11 protein-coding genes are annotated in these 22,222 nt (G+C 44.2%); 7 read left to right on the top strand and 4 right to left on the bottom strand.

What is annotated here, in order from left to right; translation table 11 throughout:
• Positions 1 to 160: 160 nt before the first annotated feature.
• Together AAEY72_RS07565 and AAEY72_RS07570 are read right to left on the bottom strand one after the other, a co-directional pair.
• Positions 161 to 1,399, bottom strand: a complete 1,239-nt coding sequence (locus AAEY72_RS07565) for a lipocalin family protein (RefSeq protein ID WP_352310084.1) — start codon at positions 1,397 to 1,399, stop codon at positions 161 to 163.
• Positions 1,400 to 1,854: 455 nt separating this feature from the next.
• Positions 1,855 to 2,937 carry an NUDIX domain-containing protein gene (locus AAEY72_RS07570; protein ID WP_201590981.1) on the bottom strand — a complete coding sequence of 361 codons (1,083 nt, stop codon included), beginning with the start codon at positions 2,935 to 2,937 and terminating at the stop codon, positions 1,855 to 1,857.
• A gap of 273 nt (positions 2,938 to 3,210) precedes the next feature.
• Here AAEY72_RS07570 and hemP point away from each other — a divergent pair, with 273 nt between their 5' ends.
• Positions 3,211 to 3,369 (top strand): hemin uptake protein HemP, encoded by a 159-nt coding sequence (hemP, locus tag AAEY72_RS07575; RefSeq protein ID WP_227672156.1) that lies wholly within the window; start codon positions 3,211 to 3,213, stop codon positions 3,367 to 3,369.
• Between the two features lie 149 nt (positions 3,370 to 3,518).
• Here hemP and AAEY72_RS07580 read toward each other — a convergent pair whose 3' ends face one another.
• Complete coding sequence (locus AAEY72_RS07580) at positions 3,519 to 8,513, bottom strand: translocation/assembly module TamB domain-containing protein (protein WP_352310102.1); 4,995 nt, start codon at positions 8,511 to 8,513, stop codon at positions 3,519 to 3,521.
• Between the two features lie 61 nt (positions 8,514 to 8,574).
• Positions 8,575 to 12,204, bottom strand: coding sequence for an autotransporter assembly complex protein TamA (locus AAEY72_RS07585; RefSeq protein ID WP_352310085.1), 3,630 nt, complete (start codon positions 12,202 to 12,204; stop codon positions 8,575 to 8,577).
• Between the two features lie 481 nt (positions 12,205 to 12,685).
• On the opposite strand from AAEY72_RS07585, the gene AAEY72_RS07590 reads away from it, so the two are divergent.
• The 6 genes from AAEY72_RS07590 (at position 12,686) to cydB (ending at position 22,198) form a co-directional block, all read left to right on the top strand.
• On the top strand, positions 12,686 to 14,026 hold the full coding sequence (locus AAEY72_RS07590; RefSeq protein ID WP_352310086.1) for an MFS transporter: 1,341 nt from the start codon (positions 12,686 to 12,688) through the stop codon (positions 14,024 to 14,026).
• 196 nt (positions 14,027 to 14,222) lie between these two features.
• Positions 14,223 to 14,861 (top strand): 2-polyprenyl-3-methyl-6-methoxy-1,4-benzoquinone monooxygenase, encoded by a 639-nt coding sequence (gene coq7, locus AAEY72_RS07595; RefSeq protein WP_026037258.1) that lies wholly within the window; start codon positions 14,223 to 14,225, stop codon positions 14,859 to 14,861.
• Positions 14,862 to 15,081: 220 nt separating this feature from the next.
• Entirely contained in the window at positions 15,082 to 16,215 is a 1,134-nt protein-coding gene (locus tag AAEY72_RS07600; RefSeq protein WP_352310087.1) for a hypothetical protein, read from the top strand.
• 542 nt (positions 16,216 to 16,757) lie between these two features.
• A complete protein-coding gene (locus AAEY72_RS07605; protein WP_352310088.1) occupies positions 16,758 to 19,232 on the top strand; it encodes an esterase/lipase family protein in 2,475 nt (824 codons plus the stop codon).
• Between the two features lie 453 nt (positions 19,233 to 19,685).
• Complete coding sequence (locus AAEY72_RS07610) at positions 19,686 to 21,182, top strand: cytochrome ubiquinol oxidase subunit I (protein ID WP_352310089.1); 1,497 nt, start codon at positions 19,686 to 19,688, stop codon at positions 21,180 to 21,182.
• Positions 21,182 to 22,198, top strand: a complete 1,017-nt coding sequence (gene cydB / locus AAEY72_RS07615; protein WP_010200190.1) for a cytochrome d ubiquinol oxidase subunit II — start codon at positions 21,182 to 21,184, stop codon at positions 22,196 to 22,198. The genes AAEY72_RS07610 and cydB overlap by 1 nt, the downstream gene beginning before the upstream one ends.
• Positions 22,199 to 22,222 lie beyond the last annotated feature (24 nt).

Raw genomic sequence — 22,222 nt, forward strand, 5'->3', positions numbered from 1 at the left:
GTGTTTAGATCGCCTAGATTTTAGCTTAAAACGCTCTATTTTGCCAGTGCTAACCGATCAGCAAGCACTTATAAGGCGTTTTGAGGGTATATTTAATAGATTATAAAAACAAAGGCAGCTTATTACGCTACCTTTTGATAAACACAAATATTTTAGACGGTTATGGCACCAGAGTAACCGTTTGATTACTGTGCGCTGTCAGCTTAAATTCTTTTAAATCATACCCTTGTTGTTGGGCAATTTGGCGATACTTTGCGTAAGTTTCCTGACTGATATTGGGCGACCGTGCCAACAACCATAAACTACCTTTATCGGGTGTACCGACCAAAGCTGTCTTGTAATCCGGATCCCGTGCCAACACCCAATAATCAGCGCGACCAACTGGCAACCAGCGAATCCATGAAGGCAAGAATGTGACTTTCAATTTGCTACCCGTATCGTCAGCAGGTTTTGCCAATCCCTTAGCTATAATGCCTGAACCGTCTTCAGCCTGACACTTATTAGTAACTATAATTCCTGAGCCATCTGTTTTTTCGGTGTAATTGGCAGTGACATCACTGGCACAATTGCGCTGAAAATACATCGGCAATCGACCTATCTCATACCACGTACCTGCATATTGTTTGAGATCCACACTATCGACGGTCGTCGGTACATTGGCAGAACTATGCATGATACTGCTAGGCTTCACCAACAATGTCTCTGTTGTCGCTTTATCAGTCGTCGCCGTAGCAGAGGTTTTATTGGCAGACATTGTAGCCGGCAACGGTGCGGCATATGCCGAAAACGCTGCTAACGGTATAATAATCGCTAAGGCAATGCCGGTATGCTTGATAAGCCCGTTCATGAATATACGCTCCGGTATTTTTTTGTATGAAGTGGTAGTCAATGATAAATCATCGGTTTTTTGAGGTTTTTCTGTTGAAGTATCAGCGTAATCTTCTGACATAAGTGTGTCTAATTCACTGATTTTTTGTGCTTGTTTCTTCTGCACTTTTTTATAACTGCTGGTTTTTTTATAACCGCTGATTTTTTGAGAGCCACTGGCTTTTTTGTAGCCATTGGCTGTGTCAAAATCTTCTGGATCACTCTTTTTTGGATCGTTACTGCCGGTACTACCGTTTTCAATCATAGCAAACTCTTTTGCCTGTGTAAGGCTTTTGTCGATACTCTTGTATCCAAAATAGCTGTCTTGCAGAGACGTATCTCTTGCCAAATGGTCTGAACGTTCATCGTCATAACTGTCATAACTGTCATAGCTAGCATCGTTGCTAGCACTATTGGCATGTTGCCCACTATCATGAGGATAGCGAGCCTTTGATTGGCTGAGTTGCTGCGCTTGAGAACCGGCTGCCTGTGAATCAGACCATGCTGACTGAGGTAACTTATTGGTTTTCATAGAGGTACCATTAATTAGTGGTGATGGTTAAAATTGATCAATTATCAAATGATTACCATTTAATTTCTTGCTCAAACACACTGCTAATGTGAAAAATAATACGAGTAAAATTAAATGTTATTAGAAGTAGTGAAAACAGCTTGACCCGATTGTTGGCTTATAAACACTAAAATCGTTATTTATAAAAGATAGCGTGGGTACTTTTTAATGGGCACTTTCTAATCGGCACTATCTAATGGACACTTTCTAATTTGATAGCTTATCTTAATGGCAGCACTACGATTAAAACAGTGTTGCAATGTAGGAAAACGCAACGGTTTGTAAGTAATTCTATGTTTGTGCTAAAGAATAAACACAGAGTTACTGGCTGGATAAATATAGAGAAGATCCATTAATTGAATGAACCTTTTATGACAAATACCCGATAAAAATAAAGATACGTCCTAAACAAATTGCTAAATAAACTGACGAATACCTGCCACGCTGATACCACCGAACTGAGCGACTCGCCCAATCATGGCTGGTGACAATCCACCTAAGCCGATGACAGGCATATCAGCCAACTGTGCCAGAGCTGACCAATCTGACCAACCTAATGGTGCAGTATCAGGGTGAGTTTGGGTCGCTAATAACGGTGACAGAAAAACACCGATAACTGGTGGTAGCTGCTGCTGTAAACGAGCATTAGCAAGCTTATTGGCAGCATAAATACTAACCGCATCATGACAACTGACTATCAATGGTCGATCGTTAAATGACGTCTGCTCACCTACAGAAACGTGCTCCCCATTATTAAACCATGTCATGAGCGCAGTCTGAGAGATTTGATGAGCAACGACTTGATGAACAACGATTTGATAGTCGGGTTGCACAGATTGCATGTGATAATCAAAAGGCAGAATCACCTGAATATCTGGACGCAAAGTCATCAGTTGCTTTACGCTGTTATCAAAGCCTGACTCCTTAACTCGAATGTATAGCCAAGCATGAGACGCTACCTTTTCCTCGTGGTAAGTCAACCATTCTGCTGCTGGATTGGGCTGATCACTAAAGTGTGCCAAAGGATAAGTAATCGCTAACTGCGTGGGTAGTCGCAACCATTCAAGAATCGTTTTATTGGCAGCAGGCAAGTGATACTCTCCCGCCAATAGCGCAGATTTATTGACCCATTTTAGCGCCTGCCCTTCTAAGCCATAGCGAAGATGGCGATGCTGTTCGTACTGTAGCGCTGTCAGCTCAATATTATAGACCTGCAAGCTTACTTGCTTATCCCCGTAATCATGATGCAGTCGTCCAAGTTTGACGACAGTATTGTCATGGATATCGATCCCAGTTTCTTCAGCGACTTCGCGTATTAATGCCTGTTTTGCGGTTTCATCCGCATCAATCTTGCCACCTACAAACTCATAACGATTACCCTGATGTTGAGCCGCATCGCGGAATCCAAGCAAATACTGTGCTTGATAATGAATAACAGCGACAGCGACATTTACAATCTTTTGATGACTCGTTGCTGGGATTTTTGAGGAGTTTGGCATAATACTGTCCTTAAGTGCTTATTTCATTGTTTGCTGATAATAACTTGAAATGGCGGTCTGCTATGGAATCAAAAGGTAGACAAAACTGGTGAAAATGCACTTGAGATGGGCTTTATCACTACTGCTTCATATAAGTTTACATAATAACTGCATTTTATTTTATCAATTACCTTGCAAAAAAACTCAATCTAAATGATAATTATTATCGTTAATAATTGTTACTCTCTGATGTCGACTACTCAACTGTTTTATCAAAAGGAATTTACTATGAGCATGGTTATCTCTCGTTACTTGAACTGCCGCGAAAACCGTCTACCAACTTTACAGTCACAGCATCTGTTTGCCTTGACCAAAGAAGTACGTATTGAACACGAAGGTGAGGAATACCGCTTACGCTTAACCCGCAACAATCGTTTAATTTTGACCAAATAGTTAAAATTACACCTCAATAAAAAACGCCTTTCGATGAAGGCGTTTTTTATTGGATAGCGTTTTATTAGGTAGAACATGGTAAGTGCTATCGAGCCACTGTTGCAATTGTTGCAATTCATTGATGAATAATCAACGGATGACAGCGTTACCTAAAACTGCCAACTATAGACCACATCAACTGCGTTCTCTGCCGCTGACGTTGCCTCGACGTAAATGCGACGGGTCAATTGGTAACGGACAGATAAGCTATTCTGCGCATTAAAAACACCCACACCGTAGCGAATATATAAGTCAGGAGTCACGTAACCGGTGACATTGACGTTGGTATCTTCACTACCGCCAGAAGCATCAACGGTCAGGCTTTGTAGACCAAAAGCTTGACCGATTTGATTGGTCAAGTTGCGTGTACCACTGAGCCCAAAGCTCAGACCAGCAGCGGCTAGATTATTAGTCACTTGTGACTTAAATCCTTGCTCACTGATTTGTGTGGCGCTCTTATTATCGATACGACCCGTTACCAAGGCATTCATTGCTTGCTGCTGAGTAAGACCAGCATTGTTAAAGACAATAATATTTGGGCTCTCAGTACTGCCTTTAACACGCACGCCAACTGTTTTTCCACTAATGGTTTTGGCGGCCTCAATACTCAAGTTAGGCTTCATGACATCACCATTGAAGCGTACCTGACCATAGTTAAGCTCTAAACTCTGACCAAAGGCATTGATATTGGTACGGCGTGATACTTGTACCACCCCTGTAGCGCGCATAATGCCCGTGCCGTTTTGAGTGATATTGATAGCACCTGCCAAAGGAATAACGGCACCAAATCCACGGAAATTAATATCATCCCCTAAATCTACGCCAATATCGGCATTGATCGACCAAGGTTTTGAGATAGCTAAAACTTCGTCGATATTACCAATAAGACGACGATCAAGGACGACCACATCTTCAGTTTGCGTAATGATGTCTTCACTGGCTTCTGGCGGACGAATGGTTGCCGACGGCACACTGATAGCACCTGTAATGTTGACGTAACGGTCGCCTGGACGCACGATGATATCGATATCAGGATTAATCTCAGCCAATAGCAATGGTGGCTGGGTCAGTACTAGACGCTCACCAGCGATACTCAGTTTGGCTTGTAGTTTTTGCTGCCAGTTTACCGTTCCGGTTAGCGTGCCGCTGCCCGTACCACTATTAAAGGTTCCATCAACAGTCGCTTGCGTGCCACGAATTTTAGCATCGACATTAACTTTTCTTAAATTGACAGGCAGATCCAGCATCGCGATACGACCATTGGCCAATTTAACATCGCCATAGAACTGTGGTTTATCCAATGTGCCACCCACACCACCCGCCATGGTGATATTACCTTCGAGTACGCGCATACCGGGGAAGAAAGGTTTGAAAATCGCTAAATTGAGCTCATTAAGCACCAATGCGCCCGAGATGGGTTTAGGATCTTTATAAGGATCGACAATAACTTCCGCATAACCACGTGCCCCGCGACCAGTATTGATGTCTGTACGTAATTTAAGACCCTCAGGTACTGACAAGGCAATCAGTGATACACGCTTATATGACAGACTTATAGGAGCGCTATCACCGTCTTGTAGCAAGCCGATTTTGCCATTGTCAGAATATAAAGTGGTATTAATAGTCGGTGGACGACCGCGTTGCCAACCGACAACGGCTTTACCATTGATCTGACCATGCCAATCAATATCTTTAGGTAGAAATACTGAAAATAGCGAGGTATCCAGCTTTTGTAGCACTATGTCAACCTGACCACCAGATGGCGAAGCGATTAATTTTTCACGTAAACACAGCTTGCCAGTTTGATCTGCCGCCTGCCAACAGTGTGCGGCAAGTTGCACTTTAAGCTCACGGCTATTGCCGTTCTGATTGTTGGGCAAATTGACGATTAATTGCGCTGGCTGTAGTTGGTTCAACGTGGCATATCTAGACTTGACGCGACCTTTACCAATCACCCCAGACCAACTGAGTGTGTCGCGATTAAAGCCACCTTTGAGTCTTGCCGCAATATCAAGTTGCTCATTCGCGACGTTTAGATCGACCACGTGCGACTTTTCAGTACCATTGAAAGACGCATTAACGCTTTTAAAACTCTGTCCCGCAGCATCTAAGCCTTCAGCGCTGACAATCAGCTGACTTGGGCTATTTGCTAAGTTGACGATTTTGCCGCGAATACGACCTTGACGCAATATAAAACCTGGGAGCGCAATACGCTCACCGACTAAATCAATATAAATAGTGGGCAAGGCTTGTCCCGCAGGCTGCGATAAGGTCGCACCGCCGGTCACTTTACCAGTCAGCTTATTGGAGAGCTGATCAAGACTGGTGATATTAATCTTGGTTTGTAATTGCTTGGCATTGCCATTAGCAGTTATATAATTATCACCCCAACGTAAGACGAGGTTATTGGCATTTAAACTGTCGATTAAGGCATTCACTTGCTTATATTGCGCTTGTGCATCTTGCGTTTGCAGACGCTTAAAGTAGCTCGCCAAGTCTTTTGGCAGACGCATTTTCGCGGCTAAACTGCCTTTTGCACTAAGCGGCTGACCTTTTAACATGCCAGTCAAGTTGATTTGTTTGATATTAATGGTTTGCTGGGTGTCACTCCAGCGACCGTCGGTATCTATAGTACCAGTGATAGCGCTTGGCGTACTTTTGAGGAAATAACCCAAATTAAAGCGATTCATTACCGCCTTGATATCCCAAGCGATACCTTTACGTACATCGACAGTGCCGCTAGCATCGATACTACCTGCAGCGCCGACATGACGGAAGCGTTTGATACGGATAAGTTGAGCATCGCCACTGGCATCAATGGTGAGTTTGCCTGCTGGTAATTGTTCGGCATCTAATACACCGTTAAAATTTACTGCAAAGCTATTCAATTTACTTTTAGCATTCGCGTTGTTCTTGGATGCAGTTTGCCACTCACCATTGGTTTTTAGATCACCAGTAATAATGGCGGGATTATTGGGTAAAAAATAACCCAAATTGAAGTTATCAAAGCGACCGTCAACTGTCCAACCAATATTTTTACGCAAATCGATGACACCTTTTGCATTCACTGCGCCAGCCTCACCGTTATAATTGAGCTTGCGAATACTGATCAGTCTTGGCGTGCCAGCCGCATCGATAGACAGACGACCCTTTGGTACATCCGCAGTATCGACCTGCCCATCAAAACGCGCATCGAACATAGACAGCTCGCCACCAACGATATCGACTTTGGCGTCACCGCCACCAGTGATACCGATAGCACGACCGTCTTGCGTGGCATCAAGCTGCGCCTGCAAATCGGTATTGTTTAAATTAATAATATGACGCTGACCCTTGACCCCGCTTTTGGTGATATTCACTAAGCGACCACTGGCACTAATGCTGCCCGTTAGACGCTCAAGCGGTAAGTCACTACGATACTCTTTGGGCAGTAAGCCATTGGTACGGGCATCAATTTGCCACGTCAATGGGCGCTGCTTGCTCGCCAGTTGGATTTGCCCTGTACCCGATAGGTCACCGACGATGCCATCATAATTAAGGCGATTGATATCAATGACATTACCCACTTTGCGGACACGTACATCGTAGTTGCCTTTGGGAGCGGCATTCAGCTCATTGATCACCGCATTGGCATCGATAGAGAGGGTCGAACCGCGCACGATGACATCCGCTTGACCGCTTGGGCTATCGATATTACCGATGTTAGGGACGTTACGACGGGTCAGATTTTGCCAAGTGGCATCGATATATAAAGGCGCTGCCTGTTTGATCTTCGCAGAGGTCTTACCTTGGGTAATATTGGCATTAATATGCTCGCCATCACGCTGACGGAAATCTGCGTCAACTTCTAAGTTACCCGCGCTGTTCTGTTGTTGATAATGTAGCGATAGTCGACCGTTTAGTTTTTGCGGGGCATAGGCTTTGAAGTCAGCATAGTCGTCAGGAATGACACGGCGAATATCGAAATTGCTACCGGTCACTCGTACTTTTGCATCGAAGCTATTTTTCCAGTCTAAAATACCTTGTAGTATTAAGTTTCCAGCTGGAACCTGAGCATCCAAACGATCAATGCGCAGTTGGCTATTGGCAATCACTGCCCGCCCTTGATAATGCCCTGAAGGGATATCTTTGGCAGTCAGTTCGGTATTGATACGCAGGCGTATCTCAGAGATGACACCTGAGGCAGTGGCCGTGCCGCTTTTTAAACGAATATTTTGGCTTTCAGCATAAGGAATCAAAATATCATCCCATTGCAGTTTTGCTTGAAGTGGCAAATCCTTGTCCAATGCCTGTACGACAAAATCACCGCTGACATCGCTATCATTATAGCGACTACGCACTTTGCCGACAGTACGCTTTAAACTGCCTTTGGCAGTGATATTTAGCGGATCGATATAGGCTTTGTCTAAAGCACTCACTTCAGCAATAGCACTCAAATCTAACGGATAGTCACCTTGAAGATCAATCTCGCCTTGTAAAGCACTGACTTTGACAATGTCCGCATAGCGTAAGTCACCACGACCTACCGTGACCATGCTGCCAACCCATGTCAAGTCACGAGCTCTGATGTCATGGACGATGATAGGGTCTTTCGTCACTTGCTTATAGACAATCGTTTTTATTTTTGCTTGATCAAAACGCAGGTTCACCGGTAGCTTGAGCGTTTTATAATCGAAAGCCTCACCCGTTGGTGGTTTTTTATTGATAATCTCAATACGTTGAATGTCTGCATCCCGTAGATGGACTTCTTTTGCAAATACTGCACGCCAGCCTATTTTGACATAGGCTTTATCTACCCGTACTTCAAGGTCTTCGGTCGCCTCGATATCGATATCCGTGACCAACAAACCATCACGTAAATTACCGCGCCCATATTTGAATTTAATACCCGTCTCGGCACTGATCTTTTCTAATAAGAACTTGGTACCTGATTCAGTACCAGCCGCATAAAAAAATACGGCGAACATAATTGCTAGCACAATTAGTATGAGCACCAGTAGTTTGAGCAAAAAAGACAGCGGATACCAACGTCTTACAGCACGGGCATCTCGTTGCGCCGGATCTTCATCCGATGAATCATTAGGCGGGGTATTTTCGGTCAACATCACACTCAACTACGTTAAAAAATAATTGTCAACAATCGCTAAAAAACGATTGACGAGGCTCTTATAAAGGCGATCCGATAAAGAAGTGCAATCGAACCGGAATACTCTCTTCTGTCACACCAGCAGCGACATCAACCCGCACCACACCGACTGGCGATGCCCAGCGAATACCAACGCCGACGCCGACTTTGGTTTCAGTCTCGAAGTCTTTGTCATAGGCATTACCCACATCGGTAAACAACGCACCACGGAAGCCAGGTCTAAATTCATAGTTATATTCGGCGCTACCAACGGCGAGGATTTGTCCACCCGTCAGATAGCCTTTGTCAATTGGCGATAAGCTTTCATAATCATAGCCGCGAATACTTTGGTCGCCACCCGCGAAGAAGCGCAACTTGTAAGGCACGTCATAAAAGTCATCGGCCCAAATGTAGCCGGTATTGAGGCTACCAAGAACTTGGTGTTTATTATCATTACCAAAACTATATATACCGCTGACACCCGCACGCACAATCGCCAAATCCGTATCGCTTAATGCCTTTTCAGTTCCTGCTTCAATAGAGTAATACTGACGGATACCGCGTGTCGGATTGGTTGCACTATCCACATCCGTTTTATTCATACCATAACCCAATAACAGCGCTTGTTGCTGCGGGCTAGAAGACGTAAAACGTATGGGCAGATCTTCTAAGTTGGCTTCATCCACCCCCGTCTCTAACTCATCTAAACGGTAACGCACAGAGTAGCTACGATTCCAGCCACTGTCACGGCGAATATTACGTGCCAATGCCGCTTTTAGCGTTCGGGTAGACAGATCAAAGTTGCCTTCGCCTTGATCGATGACTTCCTCTTCATAAGTCAGGCGAGCATCTAACTTATCATTAAGCGGATGCTTCCACGGTCGGCTGGCATAGACCGAAACATTCTTAGTAATTCTAGAGACTTCTGTTTCTGCCCCTGCCTGATAGCCTTGACGATTGAGTAGATTGTAATCTATCTTCGCCGTGGCACGTACGCCAGTATCGGTACCATAACCAATACCTACTTGGGCATCGCGTGGCTTACTGGCAGAGACAAAGACATATAGTGGGACTTTTTTACTTTCTCGTACTTGTTGCGGCGTTTTACGTCCTGCCAGCGTTGGTGGTACAAAGTTTTCATCCGCAAGAATGCTTTTTTCATCCGGAAATATTTTTTGTGCCACGTTGCTAATAGAGTCACTGATTTTACCTAAAATCGTGTCTGTCTCTTGGTCTTTTTCATCTAATACCCGATCATCTGGTAGGCGACTTAAACGATTGGCTTTTTGTTTAATGGCTTGAAGTTTTTCCAGTGTTTGCTCGTCTGCCTCAAACTCAATGGCAGCGATATCAGCCGGATTGACTGTTTCTCCACTGTTGGCAGTGTTGGTGCCTTCACTGCCATTTGCCTCATCACTGTTTTGGACAGTGCCATTTTGAACAGTACCATTCGTATTACTACTCTCTGCCCCATTATTTGCTGCCGCTACGCCATCGATAATTTCTGAAGCATTGACCTCACCATCAACATCGTTGTCAAGAGTATTGGCGGGTGCATTATCAAAAGCTAAAGTACTGTTTTCGCTGCTTTCATTGGGTGGCAAAATGGATTCGACATTCACAGTGTTGAAATAACGCGTCGCCGATAAATCGTTACTAAATTTGGTAATATCGGGGCGATAGAATGGATCGCCAGGTTTAAAATCAAACAACTGCTGCAATAAAGACAGTTCGACAGGTAGCTTATCAGGGTCGCGGGTCAGAGTATTGGTCGCTGCATCATAAGTAAAAAACACCACATCATCGTATTCATAACGGTCGCCCGTGTTATAAACCAGCGATATATCAGCGGTGTTGTCTGGCAAAATAATATCGACTGATTTGTTTAACCAATATTGGTCGAAATAGCCATAAGTATTGCTGAGTGACTCAAGCGCTGCTTTACTGTTTTTGTAGACGCGATGATTAAATACATCGCCTTCTTGCGGTGGCAGCTCTTTTTCTAACGCTTGATATTCTTCTTGCGCGCTACCTTCGCCACGAATCTCGACAATACGACTGTCAACAGTGACCGGCTCGCCTAAATCCTCAATAACCACCTCAATGATGTCGCTATTGGGTTGGCGCAGACGTAAGGTCACATCGTAATAACCAACGGCTTTTGCGGCATCTAATGCCGTTTGACGCAGACGCGGTAAAGCTGCCGTAAAGTCAACGACAGATTGGACGGTCGTGTCATCAAGCGCTGCCTTAATATTCTTAATCGGTTGCGTGTCTTCGTCTGCTTCGATAACTTTTGGTTGAGCGTTAGTCGCATCGTCAGCAGCGACTTGCTGCAAGTAAACCGTTGTCTCTACATGTGGTAGCGCTAGAGCACCATCATTAAACAACCTATCATAGAGCCGCTTAACGATATTGGTTTTTTTGCGAGACAGCGCCTTAGGCTTTTTGGCCTGCAGGATACTTTGATTGACGGCTTGGGTTTCGGACTGATAATCTGGCAAATAATCATTTGGATTGATGATATCTGATTGTTCGCCTTCCTCTCCTATCACATTATCTGCACTGACTGACATCTGGTCATCGATAATATTATTATCGTCATCAGCGCTTCCACTACTGACAGCATCGCTTACGTTAATGGGTCGTGCCATGATTTCAGCGGTCTTAGCCTGTTCAGCCGCCGTCTCATTTCTTCCTAACGTATCAAGGTTGTTCGGTGCTGGCAAGTTGGTGGCGTCGAGACTCACATCTAAACCGATAGGCGGGTTGGTATCGTTTAACGTCGCGATAGGCGCATCAAAGTCGCTGTCGTTATTGCTAATACCATTCATGCCATTAATATCAGTGCTAGTAGCGGCGCTACCATTATTGATACTGTCAATGTCTTGCGCATTTTGCCTATCTAGCGCTGCCAGCTCGCGATCAATCTCCTCAGGCGTCATCATCTGATAGCCTTGCTGCTGAACTGTCTCGGCTTGCTGCAACAAATCCTTATTGGCAACGTTCGCCTGCGCGTCACTCAAGTCGTCTACATCATAAAGCTCATTATCCAAATCATTGTCATTGGTATTGGCATTGTCGACATTATCATCAACACCTTGCTGATTTGCAGATGCTTGCTTAGATAGTGAATTTTGCGCGTCTGTCTCTTTACTATTAGGCGGCCTATTACTTAGGTTTTGTTCTCTATAATCATCTAATACCGACTTATCAATGATACCTTGTTCCACGGCTCTTTTTAGTCGCAAGGCATCCAATGCGATATCGAGCTGAGTGTCTTCAGTAGAAGATGGCTCACGAGGGGTTGGGGGCTGTGAGGGTGTTGGTGGTTGGGCTAGTGTCGCAGTACTGGCGGTTGACCGGCTGGCTGTATTTTGCGTGTCATCATTCTGAGAACCAGCGTTCTGACTATCAATGATTTGACTGCTAGTATCGATACCTGTTGTGGTCTCAGCCAATGCCATAGGCGCGATGCCAAAGCCCACCAAACTGGTCGCTAATGCACTAAAAATCGCTGAGCGTGTAAAATAAGTACGCGACAATGCCGGCTGCAACTCATCAATCGCGGCATATTTAGAGGGTTTGATATTGTTCCCATCATGACTGGTTAACGCATTACACTGCGTAACTGACAAGTGGCGCGCTAGAGTTGAAGGCTGCTGTTCCATGTATACTTATTTCCTATCACCTCACGCGGCACAAGTCACTGACGATAGACTCATCAGGTATTACCGGTGAATAAACTTATAACAGTTAACTGAGATGCTCTATGGACTACCGTACTTTTTTATTGCTAAGTTTTAGCGCTGAACGTCTATCATCTAAACTTGCTAGCATAAAATAGGTCGTTTTAAGTGATACCGAGTCTTGAGTCTCATTGATACCTTCACCTCATTGATGCTTTCACAAGGTAACCCTTCAAAAGACAACCATGTAAAATTTACAAATCATAACTTAGTTAATTATGAAATCATAGCATCGGGCGCATGTATTTTTATCAAAGCCTTGCTATTATACGGCTTAATATTGATAAAACCTATGCTATATTTCGATAAGTTTTTGATAATATTGATAATTGCTGGCACCTCAAAAGCTGCGCGCAGCCCTTATTTTTCATCTATCAGCCGCGATCCATCTGTAGGAATCTTCATGGCCAATCAGTTTCAGTTATTTAAGCGCCGCCGTTTTAGCGCCATGTTTTTTACCCAGTTTTTGGGGGCGTTCAATGACAATATCTTTAAACAAGCACTCATATTAGTACTGACTTATACCGCTGCCAGTCAGTTGGGCATGGAAGTTAGTATTTTAAATAACTTAGCGGCAATGCTATTTATACTACCCTACTTTCTATTTTCGGCATTGGCGGGACAAATAGCTGATAAGTTTGAAAAGTCAAAGCTCACGCGCTTCATTAAAATGCTTGAGCTGGTCATTATGGCGATTGCTGCTGTAGGCTTTGTCTTTGAGTGGTACGGCTTATTATTTGTGGCGTTGTTTTTGATGGGCACACATTCAACTTTTTTTGGCCCGATTAAATACGCTTACTTGCCGCAAGCGATGAAGGAAGATGAGCTCGTCGGTGCCAATGGTTTGTTTCAGATGGGCACCTCACTGGCTATCCTCATTGGTATGATTGTCGCTGGTGTTCTGACCCAGCTATCGCAATCCCTTTATTGGATTAGCGCCACCGTATTGGTCGTCGCTGTTTTGGGTTATCTAGCAGCCCGATACATCCCTACGATGCCAGCCATGCAGCCGACGCTCAAGATTAATTGGAATATTTTTACCACCAGCTGGTCGACGGTACGCTATTTATACTCGCTGCCGTTTTTATTCTTTGTCATTCTTGGCAACAGCTGGTTTTGGTTTTATGGCGCGACGTTTTTGACCCAAGTACCAGAATTCAGCAAAGTCATTTTGCATGGCGATGAGTCAGTGGTTATTTTTCTATTAACGTTATTTTCTGTTGGTGTGTCGATCGGGTCTTTGTTATGTAAAACCTTGACCAAAAACCAAGTCAGTTTACACTTACTGCCTTTTGGTATTGCTGGTTTAAGTATTTTTGCTATCGATTTGTATTTTTCCTTGTCAGGATTAAACATTGACGTGAATACTGAGACGTTATTGGGTATTGGTGATTTGTTTGGCGTGAGTGGCAGTTGGCGCGTGTTTGTCGATTTGTTCTTTTTAGGGTTTAGTGGCGGCTTATATATTGTTCCTTTATATGCGTCTATGCAGGCTTACGCGCCCAAAAGCCACCGTGCACGTATCGTTGGTGCCAACAACATTTTTAATGCCATCTTTATGGTCAGCTCAGCGATTTTTGCGATTGTGGTGCTCAACACCTTAGGATTGACGCTACCGCAATTATTCTTGGTCACTGGTCTGCTAAACATCGCTTTTGGTGCGTTTTTATATATTAAGCTGAACAAACACGCGAAGCATGCGGTCATCCAAACTCATGATGACGAGCTTAGCCGACAGGATTAAATACTTAGAAGATCTAACGAGCATTAGTAGAGTTGGTGTTTGCTGAATCATACAGCCGATAATAGTGGTGCCGATAATTTGTATTGTTTGCTATAGTAATGTGCATGAACAGAATATGACTGCCTTAAAAAGCAAATAGCCTTAATAAAAGCATTTTATTGATAAAAAATAAAGCCATCAGGAGTGAATCATGGCCCTGCGTCCCTTATCCAAAATTGACCAGTTATTACTTGGGGTTGACAAGGCATTGCGAGCGGTTGTTCCGCACTCAAACCCCAGTACCCGTCCATTGCCCGTCAGTAATGACGATATTCCTGAGCTGACCATTACGGAGGCGCGTCACGTGGCAGGACTGATGCGCATCAATCATACTGGCGAAGTATGTGCGCAAGGTCTATATCACGGTCAAGCCTTTGCTGCCAAAGACAATGGCGTCAAGCAAGCCATGCAGCATTCAGCCGAAGAAGAAGTCGATCATTTGGTGTGGTGCGAGACACGTTTAAAGGAGTTAGGCAGTCATGCCAGCCTTTTTACCCCATTATGGTACGGCATGTCTTTCGGTCTTGGCGCAGTAGCAGGCACTATCTCCAACGAGTTTAGTTTGGGGTTTGTCGCCGAAACCGAGGCGCAAGTCAGCGAGCATCTGCAAGAGCATATTGGGCAATTACCCGTCCATGATCAGCGCTCAAGAGAGATACTGGCGCAAATGGATATTGAAGAATTGCACCATCGCGAGCTGGCACTAGCAAGTGGCGGCGCGGCCTTATCACCACCAGTGCGTCAGACCATGCGTTGGATGGCAAATCGGATGAAAGCCACGGCTTATCATCTGTAAATGCATAGTGATTAGCGCCTCTCATAGAGCTGACTGAATTATTTAATTTAACAATCCTACTACTGATAGCATTCAGCTTAATTTGCTAGGGTATTAGAAATGTGCAAGATTGCGCGCCAATAATACAAAACATTTTAGACAATACAAAATAGCTTCGATAATACAAAACAACTATCAATCGATTGTAAATAACGACTTAATACACAAGGTAACGACTTTTATGAAAGCCATCAACCACTCTAGCTTGTCTACCGACTCATCTACTAAAGCGCCTAAGTTTGCGACCTTGACCGCCTTAGCGGCTGCCTGTGCCATGATGTTGTCTGTCCCTGTTAATGCGGCAGAAACTGACAGCACAGCTAGCGCTAGCACAATCGCTGCTGTCCCTAGTGCCATGGATTCAAGCAGACGCGTCATTCGTCTTGCTAAACCAAATGCTAACGCTGCTGCCAGTACGGCTCAAACCGACGTAGCGGCAAATATGGCAACGGCAAATAGTACTCAGCAGAACAATGCCCTACCAACTAGCACCCAGCAAAGTCAGCCGCCATTAAACGCTGTACAGTCAGCGGCAGTACCGCAAGCACCAGCAGTAGCAACTCCGGAATTGACAGGGACGACTCGTGTGTACGAGCGTGGACCAATGACAGCAACCGGCATTGACCTTCGTGGTGGTCAGCTATCTAATATTCCAACGCCGCAAGTGCAACTTTCAAGCGTCAGCTTTGTACCGACAGTGTTGGTTCCACAGCAGCAAGGTTTAGGTACTGATAAGCTTGACGTTAGCTTGCTAGATGACTTTATTGAAGACGTCTCTCCTAACGCCCGTCATTATCCACCGAACTTTCCTAATCGCTCACAACGTCACTATACTCGTGAAAAAATCAAAGTATTGACCGAATGGATTGAGCCTTATGCCCAATCGCCAAATGCTTCTTATGACGTGCTACTTCGGGCGGCCAAACTCAATGGTATGGGACGTAATTTGGACTTAGGCTCAGACTATACGGTACGTGGCGGCAAATATGTCGACCGTGCCATCAAGATCAAATCTGATAGTGGTGAAGCCAACTTCTTATACGGTATGATGTTATCAGAAGGCGGTGGCTTCAAAGAAGGTCAAAAATATCTAGACCGAGCCGTCTCTTTGGGCTACACCGAAGCGGAGCAGAGCTTGGCACAGTCAGACTTGTTAAGTGATCGTCGCGATAATGCTCTAGAGCGTTTGCGTCGTCTCGAGCAACAAGTCCCTAATAATGCGGTTATTCGTCAACAAATTAAGCTCGTTGAAGATGGCAAGTTTTATATTTGGGACATACCAGCGCCTGATATCGACGTGAAGCCAGGGGCATAAATCCAGATATTAATCTCAATTATTAGTATCTGATTTAAAACTAAAGTACGTAACGCCTTCTTTTTGTATTGGTTTGATATCAATATAAAAAGAAGGTTTTTTTTGGCTCAATGCTAGGGCCTGTCTTCAATTCACTCGATAGTCATCTAAATGGGCTAAAAATGGCTAAATCTTGCCAAACATCGTCAAATAGCTGGTTAATATCCCGATATTATCTGCGCTATTTTTCTTGTTTGACGGCAATTTATCTCATTTTTATCACCATTTTTGAAATGAAGACACGCCCTAGTCATTGTTGCTTTTTCTTTTTCTTTTGCTTATTCAAATAACCTATTTAGCCATGCAGGTTAAAAATTTGATACGTTATCGTCACACTCATTTTATTCTAAATATTATTAAACAAAATTTTACTATTAATTTTGTCCATTACACCTGAAGTTTCAAATAAAATAGTGAAATCCAAAAAGTTGCGCTACACTCGTTTTATTATATTGACGACCTATGATGACTATAGGCATGACTATTATTTATTGGAATTACCTATGACCTTCACTCGCCCTGTCAGTAATCCGGCAACACACGCTACTATAAAAATAAAGCCTGTCATCCTATCAGGGCTCATAACGGCAATGGCGCTACTAACAGCTTGTAGTACCGTATCGGTTGAAAAGCAAGCATCAGCGAAGACCATTTCTGCACAGCGCGGCAATATCGTCACAGACAATGAGCTCAGTACTGACACAGCGTCAGCCTTGTTATCAGCAGGACTCAACGAACAGGCCTGTTTTCAACAGTTTGATTTGTGCCTAATGCAGCTCACTGACAGCATGCTCAATGAAAATTACCGTCCAGCGCTGGCTGTGTTTTCAGAATTACATTATGCCAGAGCTCGTCAGCTTGCCGACTCCAAAGAGTGTCAAAATGCCCTCACTCGTCCGCCGCTTGATCCTTATTATGCCAACGCGCCTCTGAGTGATACTGAAGCCGATAGTCAGCAGAAGAATACAGACGAATGCTTGATCAACTACCAAAGTCAACTGTTTGATGCCATCAAATCCAGCTATACCTATCTGTTTTATGACAGTTTGGCACATGACTTTGAAGGAGCAGATAAAGTAAAAAGTCAATCTCAGGCAAAAAACCGTATTCCAAGCGATATTGACATCCAAACTCAAGATATTTATAACGCAGCCAGCAATGACGTCATTACCCAACTATATCAATCAGTAGATGGCACAAATAAATTGATGGGTAAGACCGAAGTGGACTATCTACCAATGAGCACGGTGTCTCAAGATACGAGCAAACAAGAAGCGATCGCAAACCGAGCATCGTTAAATGGCAAACCTACTGACCAGATCGAAGTGATGAAGGTGCAAGTAGACCGTTATAATCTCAATATATTTATGCCCAACGAAAGTAACTATCTAAAAAATGCACAAAAACAAACCTCAGCGCTCGCCGACTTGGTGTCCACTTATGAGCTGCGTCTCTCAGGCCTTAACTCAATCAGCAAACGTCCAGGACTGGGTATTAGCTTAGTCGCTTCATTGGATGATCGCTATACCACGACCGTCCGACAGCTGTTGGTTTCCTCACTATCGGGGCAGCTCAACAAAGATACCGTTGACGGAAAAAAAGATGATAGCGCGCCCAGCTCACGCATCTATCCTACAGGGCATTTGTTGATGACGGGCTTAATTAAGCCCGCTGGAGATAGCGTCCTTGATACGCTCAGCAGTCATCAGCTCGATATTCATTTATACAACCCTTATCGCAGCGAGAGCGCCAATATTTTAGGTGATGACTATCCACTGGCAGCGAACTTCTCTGCTGGCTATGGACTATGGCTGGCAGAGAACCAGCTCGATGGCGTCGGTTACTTAAACCTAATCACCCGCCAAAAACAGGCCAGCTTACCCAAGCTGTTTATGCTAGAGCCTTACGATCCTGATAAGCGGGTAATCATTATGGTACATGGCTTGGCGTCTAGTCCCGCCACGTGGGTAAATTTGACCAACGATATTTTTAATGATGATAAGTTACGTGATAACTATCAGGTATGGCAGATTTTTTATCCGACCAACTTACCTATTTTAGAGAACCGTTATCAAATTCAGGAATTGATCAATAGTACGTATCAACAGACCGATCCTGAAGGACAAAATCGCGCCAGCAAAAACAGCGTGATTATCAGTCATAGCATGGGTGGTATCATCTCCCGCATGATGCTGTCTGATGACAATTTGGCCAACAACTTAGACGCTTTAGAGGATAAAAATTTACTCGAAAACAGCAGTAAACGACGAGTCGATGAAATACTGAAAAAAGCCTTTGCTAACGACGATCTGCGTAACCGTTTTGAGTTACACACTCTGCCACAAGTCGATACTGCCATCTTCTTGTCCTCACCCTTTCAAGGCACCGACTATGCCGATCGTTGGTTTACTCGGGCGCTAAGGCGCATCGTGTATTTACCTGTGGGATTGGTCAAGACTGTCACCGATAACGTGGCCACCCTCGCCATTCAGGGCGACTTGGCGCAAAACCCCTTAGGTGCTCTGTATTTGCAGAATGGTGCCAGCCAACTAAGCGATAAATCGTCTTTTATTCAGCTAACCAAAGACATCAGCATCAATGATCGCATTACTTATCATTCAATTATCGCTAATAACGATGCCGATATCACTAACGGCTTGGCGCTAATGCAACCCGGTGGTGCAAGAATTGACTTATCCCAAGAAATATCAGAAGAGGACAATAGCGAGAATGCAAGTAATGACCATGCATCTGAATCTGAGTCAATCAGTGAACCAATCGTGGCCGCTGTGACTGTCGATGAAGATATCAGCCAAGCACTGACCGAACGCTTGTCAGATGGTATCGTCCCTTACACCAGCGCCCATCTCGAAGGTGCGGCCTCTGAAACCGTCATTAATGGTGGCCATAGCATCCAAGAAAATCCACAAACCGTACTAACGCTGCGACAGATTTTGCATGAACAATTACAGGAGTGAGGTAAATATATGCCATATGCCAAAGCAGCAAAAAATTTGTCCATCAGCTATCTATAAGTCCTATGTAACAGCCGTGTACTGCTGATATAAATTAGGCAATATATTGTGCTTCATAGCTATAAATTCAAGTTTTTTAGGTACATTTGATACTATTCGGGTGACTACTAGGTATTTAACTGCGTGTTTGGGCAGCTTGCGTGTATATCTAGGGAAGCGCATAATAGATCCATAGCAAATGACAGTAATATATTAATTTATAAGGATGTAAGTTACTTAACCCAGCTAAACAGTGATGATCTTAGCCGCATTTTATTTTTAATATTGCTCGCGAGTAAACACTGAGCTATTGCCCGTAATCAATCGTTGCCACCTTATCATATGGTCAATTACGGACAGTTACTTGCGTTGTATGGAAGCCAGCGCTATTCAGCTAATAGATAAGGGTAACCATTTATGTTCGCTACGTTTATGATTGACCAACTTGATGCGCTGATGCTGGCGCGCATCCAATTCGCTTTTGTTATCTCGTTCCATATTGTTTTTCCTGCTTTTTCTATCGGGCTTGCCAGCTGGCTAGCGGTTCTTGAGTTCCGTTGGTTGAGAACAGGTGATCCTGTTTACGCTGAAGTTTATAAGCACTGGGTAAAGATATTTGCTGTAGTGTTTGGTTTGGGCGTGGTGTCAGGTGTGGTGATGTCTTACCAGTTCGGTACTAACTGGGCGGTGTTCGCAGATAAAGCTGGTAACGTCCTAGGTCCTTTACTCGCCTATGAAGTATTGACCGCGTTTTTCTTAGAAGCCTCTTTCTTAGGTATCATGCTGTTTGGTTGGGGACGCGTCAGCAAACGCATGCATTTCGCTTCCACTGCCATTGTCGCCATCGGTACGCTGATTTCAGGTTTTTGGATTTTGGCAGCCAACAGTTTTATGCAAACGCCGCAAGGCTTTATGATGGGTGCAGACGGGCTACTATATCCTACTGATTGGCTCGAAATCATATTCAATCCTTCCTTTCCTTACCGCTATGCTCATATGATGACGGCCGCGTTCTTGACTACTGCCTTTGTCATTGGTGGTATCGGTGCTTATTATATTCAATCTAAAAAACACACAGAACACCGTCGGCATGGTCGGGTAATGCTAGGTATGGCAATGATTATGGCCATATTTGTAGCGCCTGCACAGGTATTGATTGGCGATGAGCATGGCTTAAACACGCTTGAGCATCAACCAGCCAAAGTAGCCGCCATGGAAGGTATTTGGGAGGATGAGCGCGGTGCGGCTTTACGCTTATTTGCGATTCCTGACCAAGAAAACCAAACCAATAAGTACGAAGTAAAAATCCCTTATGTGACCGGTTTGATTCTTACCCATTCGCTTGATGGTGAAGTAAAAGGCCTTAAAAATTGGGCACCTGAAGATCAGCCGCCCGTCATTGTTGTTTTTTGGGCATTCCGCATCATGGTTGGCATTGGTATGCTAATGGTATCGGTCGGTTTATTCAGTCTCTACAAGTATTTCAAGAAACAACAGTTTAACCCCGAAAGCTTATGGTTCCACCGAGCGTGGATGATGATGACACCGCTTGGTTTTATCGCACTATTGGCTGGTTGGTTTGTGACTGAAACGGGGCGTCAGCCATGGACAGTATATGGCGTAATTCGCACGGCTGAGAGCATGTCACCCCTTGCCGCTCAGCAAGTAGCAACGACACTGATTGGCTTCATCATCCTGTATATCTTCGTGTTCGGTGCTGGTAGCTTTTATATTTTGCGCTTGATTGCACAAGGGCCCAAACCTTATGAGAACCCTGCTGATGATAACTTCTATGAACATTCAGTGACAGAGAGTCAAGGTCGCGCATTAAGCGGTGATAAGAATCCTGCTAAAAACACTGAAGAAGATTTAGATACTCCTGCGGACGATGTTGATGATGGAGGGTTACGCTAATGTTTAACTACGGTGATGTATTAGACTTACCTCTCATTTGGGGCGGACTTATCGCTCTATCTGTATTTATCTATGTGTTACTTGATGGGTTTGATTTGGGCTGTGGCATTTTGTTCCCGTTTGCAGGCTCCGATAAGAATCGTAGCCGAATCATGAACTCTATTGCGCCATTTTGGGATGGTAATGAAACTTGGTTGGTATTGGGCGGCGGTGGTTTGTTTGCCGCTTTCCCAGTCGCTTACGGTATTATTATGACAGGTCTTTATTTACCAGTAACCGCCATGCTTTTTGGTCTTATTATGCGCGGAATGGCGTTTGAGTTCCGCTTTAAAGCTTCGTCACGTCGTCATATTTGGGACACCTCCTTTTTTGTCGGTTCGGTCGTCGCAGCCTTCTCTCAAGGCATCATGCTTGGGGCGCTCGTACAAGGTCTTGAAGCCAGCAACCGCTTATATACTGGTGGACCTTTTGACTGGTTTACGCCTTTCGCTATCGTTTGTGGCTTTGCGATGATTATCGGTTATGCTTTACTTGGCTCTACTTGGCTCATCATAAAAACGGAGCATACTTTACAAATTTGGGCGCGCAAAGTCTCTGGCTGGATGCTCTCTGCCTTGGTCGTTGCGATGATTATTGTCACAGGATTTATGTATTTTTCAGATATCAATGCACTCGAAGGATGGTTTAAGTTCCCGAGTTTATTGTATCTCGCACCTATGCCTATTATTGTCCTACTATTATTTTTTCTCATGCGTAAAGACTTAAAAACGGAGCGTGAATATCGTCCTTTCTTATTGACGGTTGCTCTATTTTTGATGGGTTACATCGGCGTCTGTTTTGCCATGTTCCCTTATATCGTACCGTATCAAATGACGATTTATGAGGCAGCCGCTGCAGATACGTCGCTATCCTTTATGTTAATTGGCGCTGTTATTATGCTGCCGATTATCTTAAGTTATACTGCTTTTGCATACTATACTTTTAAAGGCAAATCTGATCATAAGCCTATGTATTGATTGGGGTCATGCCGTCAATCAGCC

The organism is Psychrobacter sp. W2-37-MNA-CIBAN-0211 (assembly GCF_040309405.1).
GTDB lineage: Bacteria > Pseudomonadota > Gammaproteobacteria > Pseudomonadales > Moraxellaceae > Psychrobacter > Psychrobacter glaciei.

Excerpts from the sequence above, each read along its gene's own strand:
- AAEY72_RS07600 (WP_352310087.1), top strand. The coding sequence starts at position 15,082 with ATGAAAGCCATCAACCACTCTAGCTTGTCTACCGACTCATCTACTAAA.
- cydB (WP_010200190.1), top strand. The coding sequence starts at position 21,182 with ATGTTTAACTACGGTGATGTATTAGACTTACCTCTCATTTGGGGCGGA.
- AAEY72_RS07565 (WP_352310084.1), bottom strand. The coding sequence starts at position 1,399 with ATGAAAACCAATAAGTTACCTCAGTCAGCATGGTCTGATTCACAGGCA.
- AAEY72_RS07570 (WP_201590981.1), bottom strand. The coding sequence starts at position 2,937 with ATGCCAAACTCCTCAAAAATCCCAGCAACGAGTCATCAAAAGATTGTA.
- hemP (WP_227672156.1), top strand. The coding sequence starts at position 3,211 with ATGGTTATCTCTCGTTACTTGAACTGCCGCGAAAACCGTCTACCAACT.
- AAEY72_RS07605 (WP_352310088.1), top strand. The coding sequence starts at position 16,758 with ATGACCTTCACTCGCCCTGTCAGTAATCCGGCAACACACGCTACTATA.
- AAEY72_RS07610 (WP_352310089.1), top strand. The coding sequence starts at position 19,686 with ATGTTCGCTACGTTTATGATTGACCAACTTGATGCGCTGATGCTGGCG.
- AAEY72_RS07585 (WP_352310085.1), bottom strand. The coding sequence starts at position 12,204 with ATGGAACAGCAGCCTTCAACTCTAGCGCGCCACTTGTCAGTTACGCAG.
- AAEY72_RS07590 (WP_352310086.1), top strand. The coding sequence starts at position 12,686 with ATGGCCAATCAGTTTCAGTTATTTAAGCGCCGCCGTTTTAGCGCCATG.
- AAEY72_RS07580 (WP_352310102.1), bottom strand. The coding sequence starts at position 8,513 with ATGTTGACCGAAAATACCCCGCCTAATGATTCATCGGATGAAGATCCG.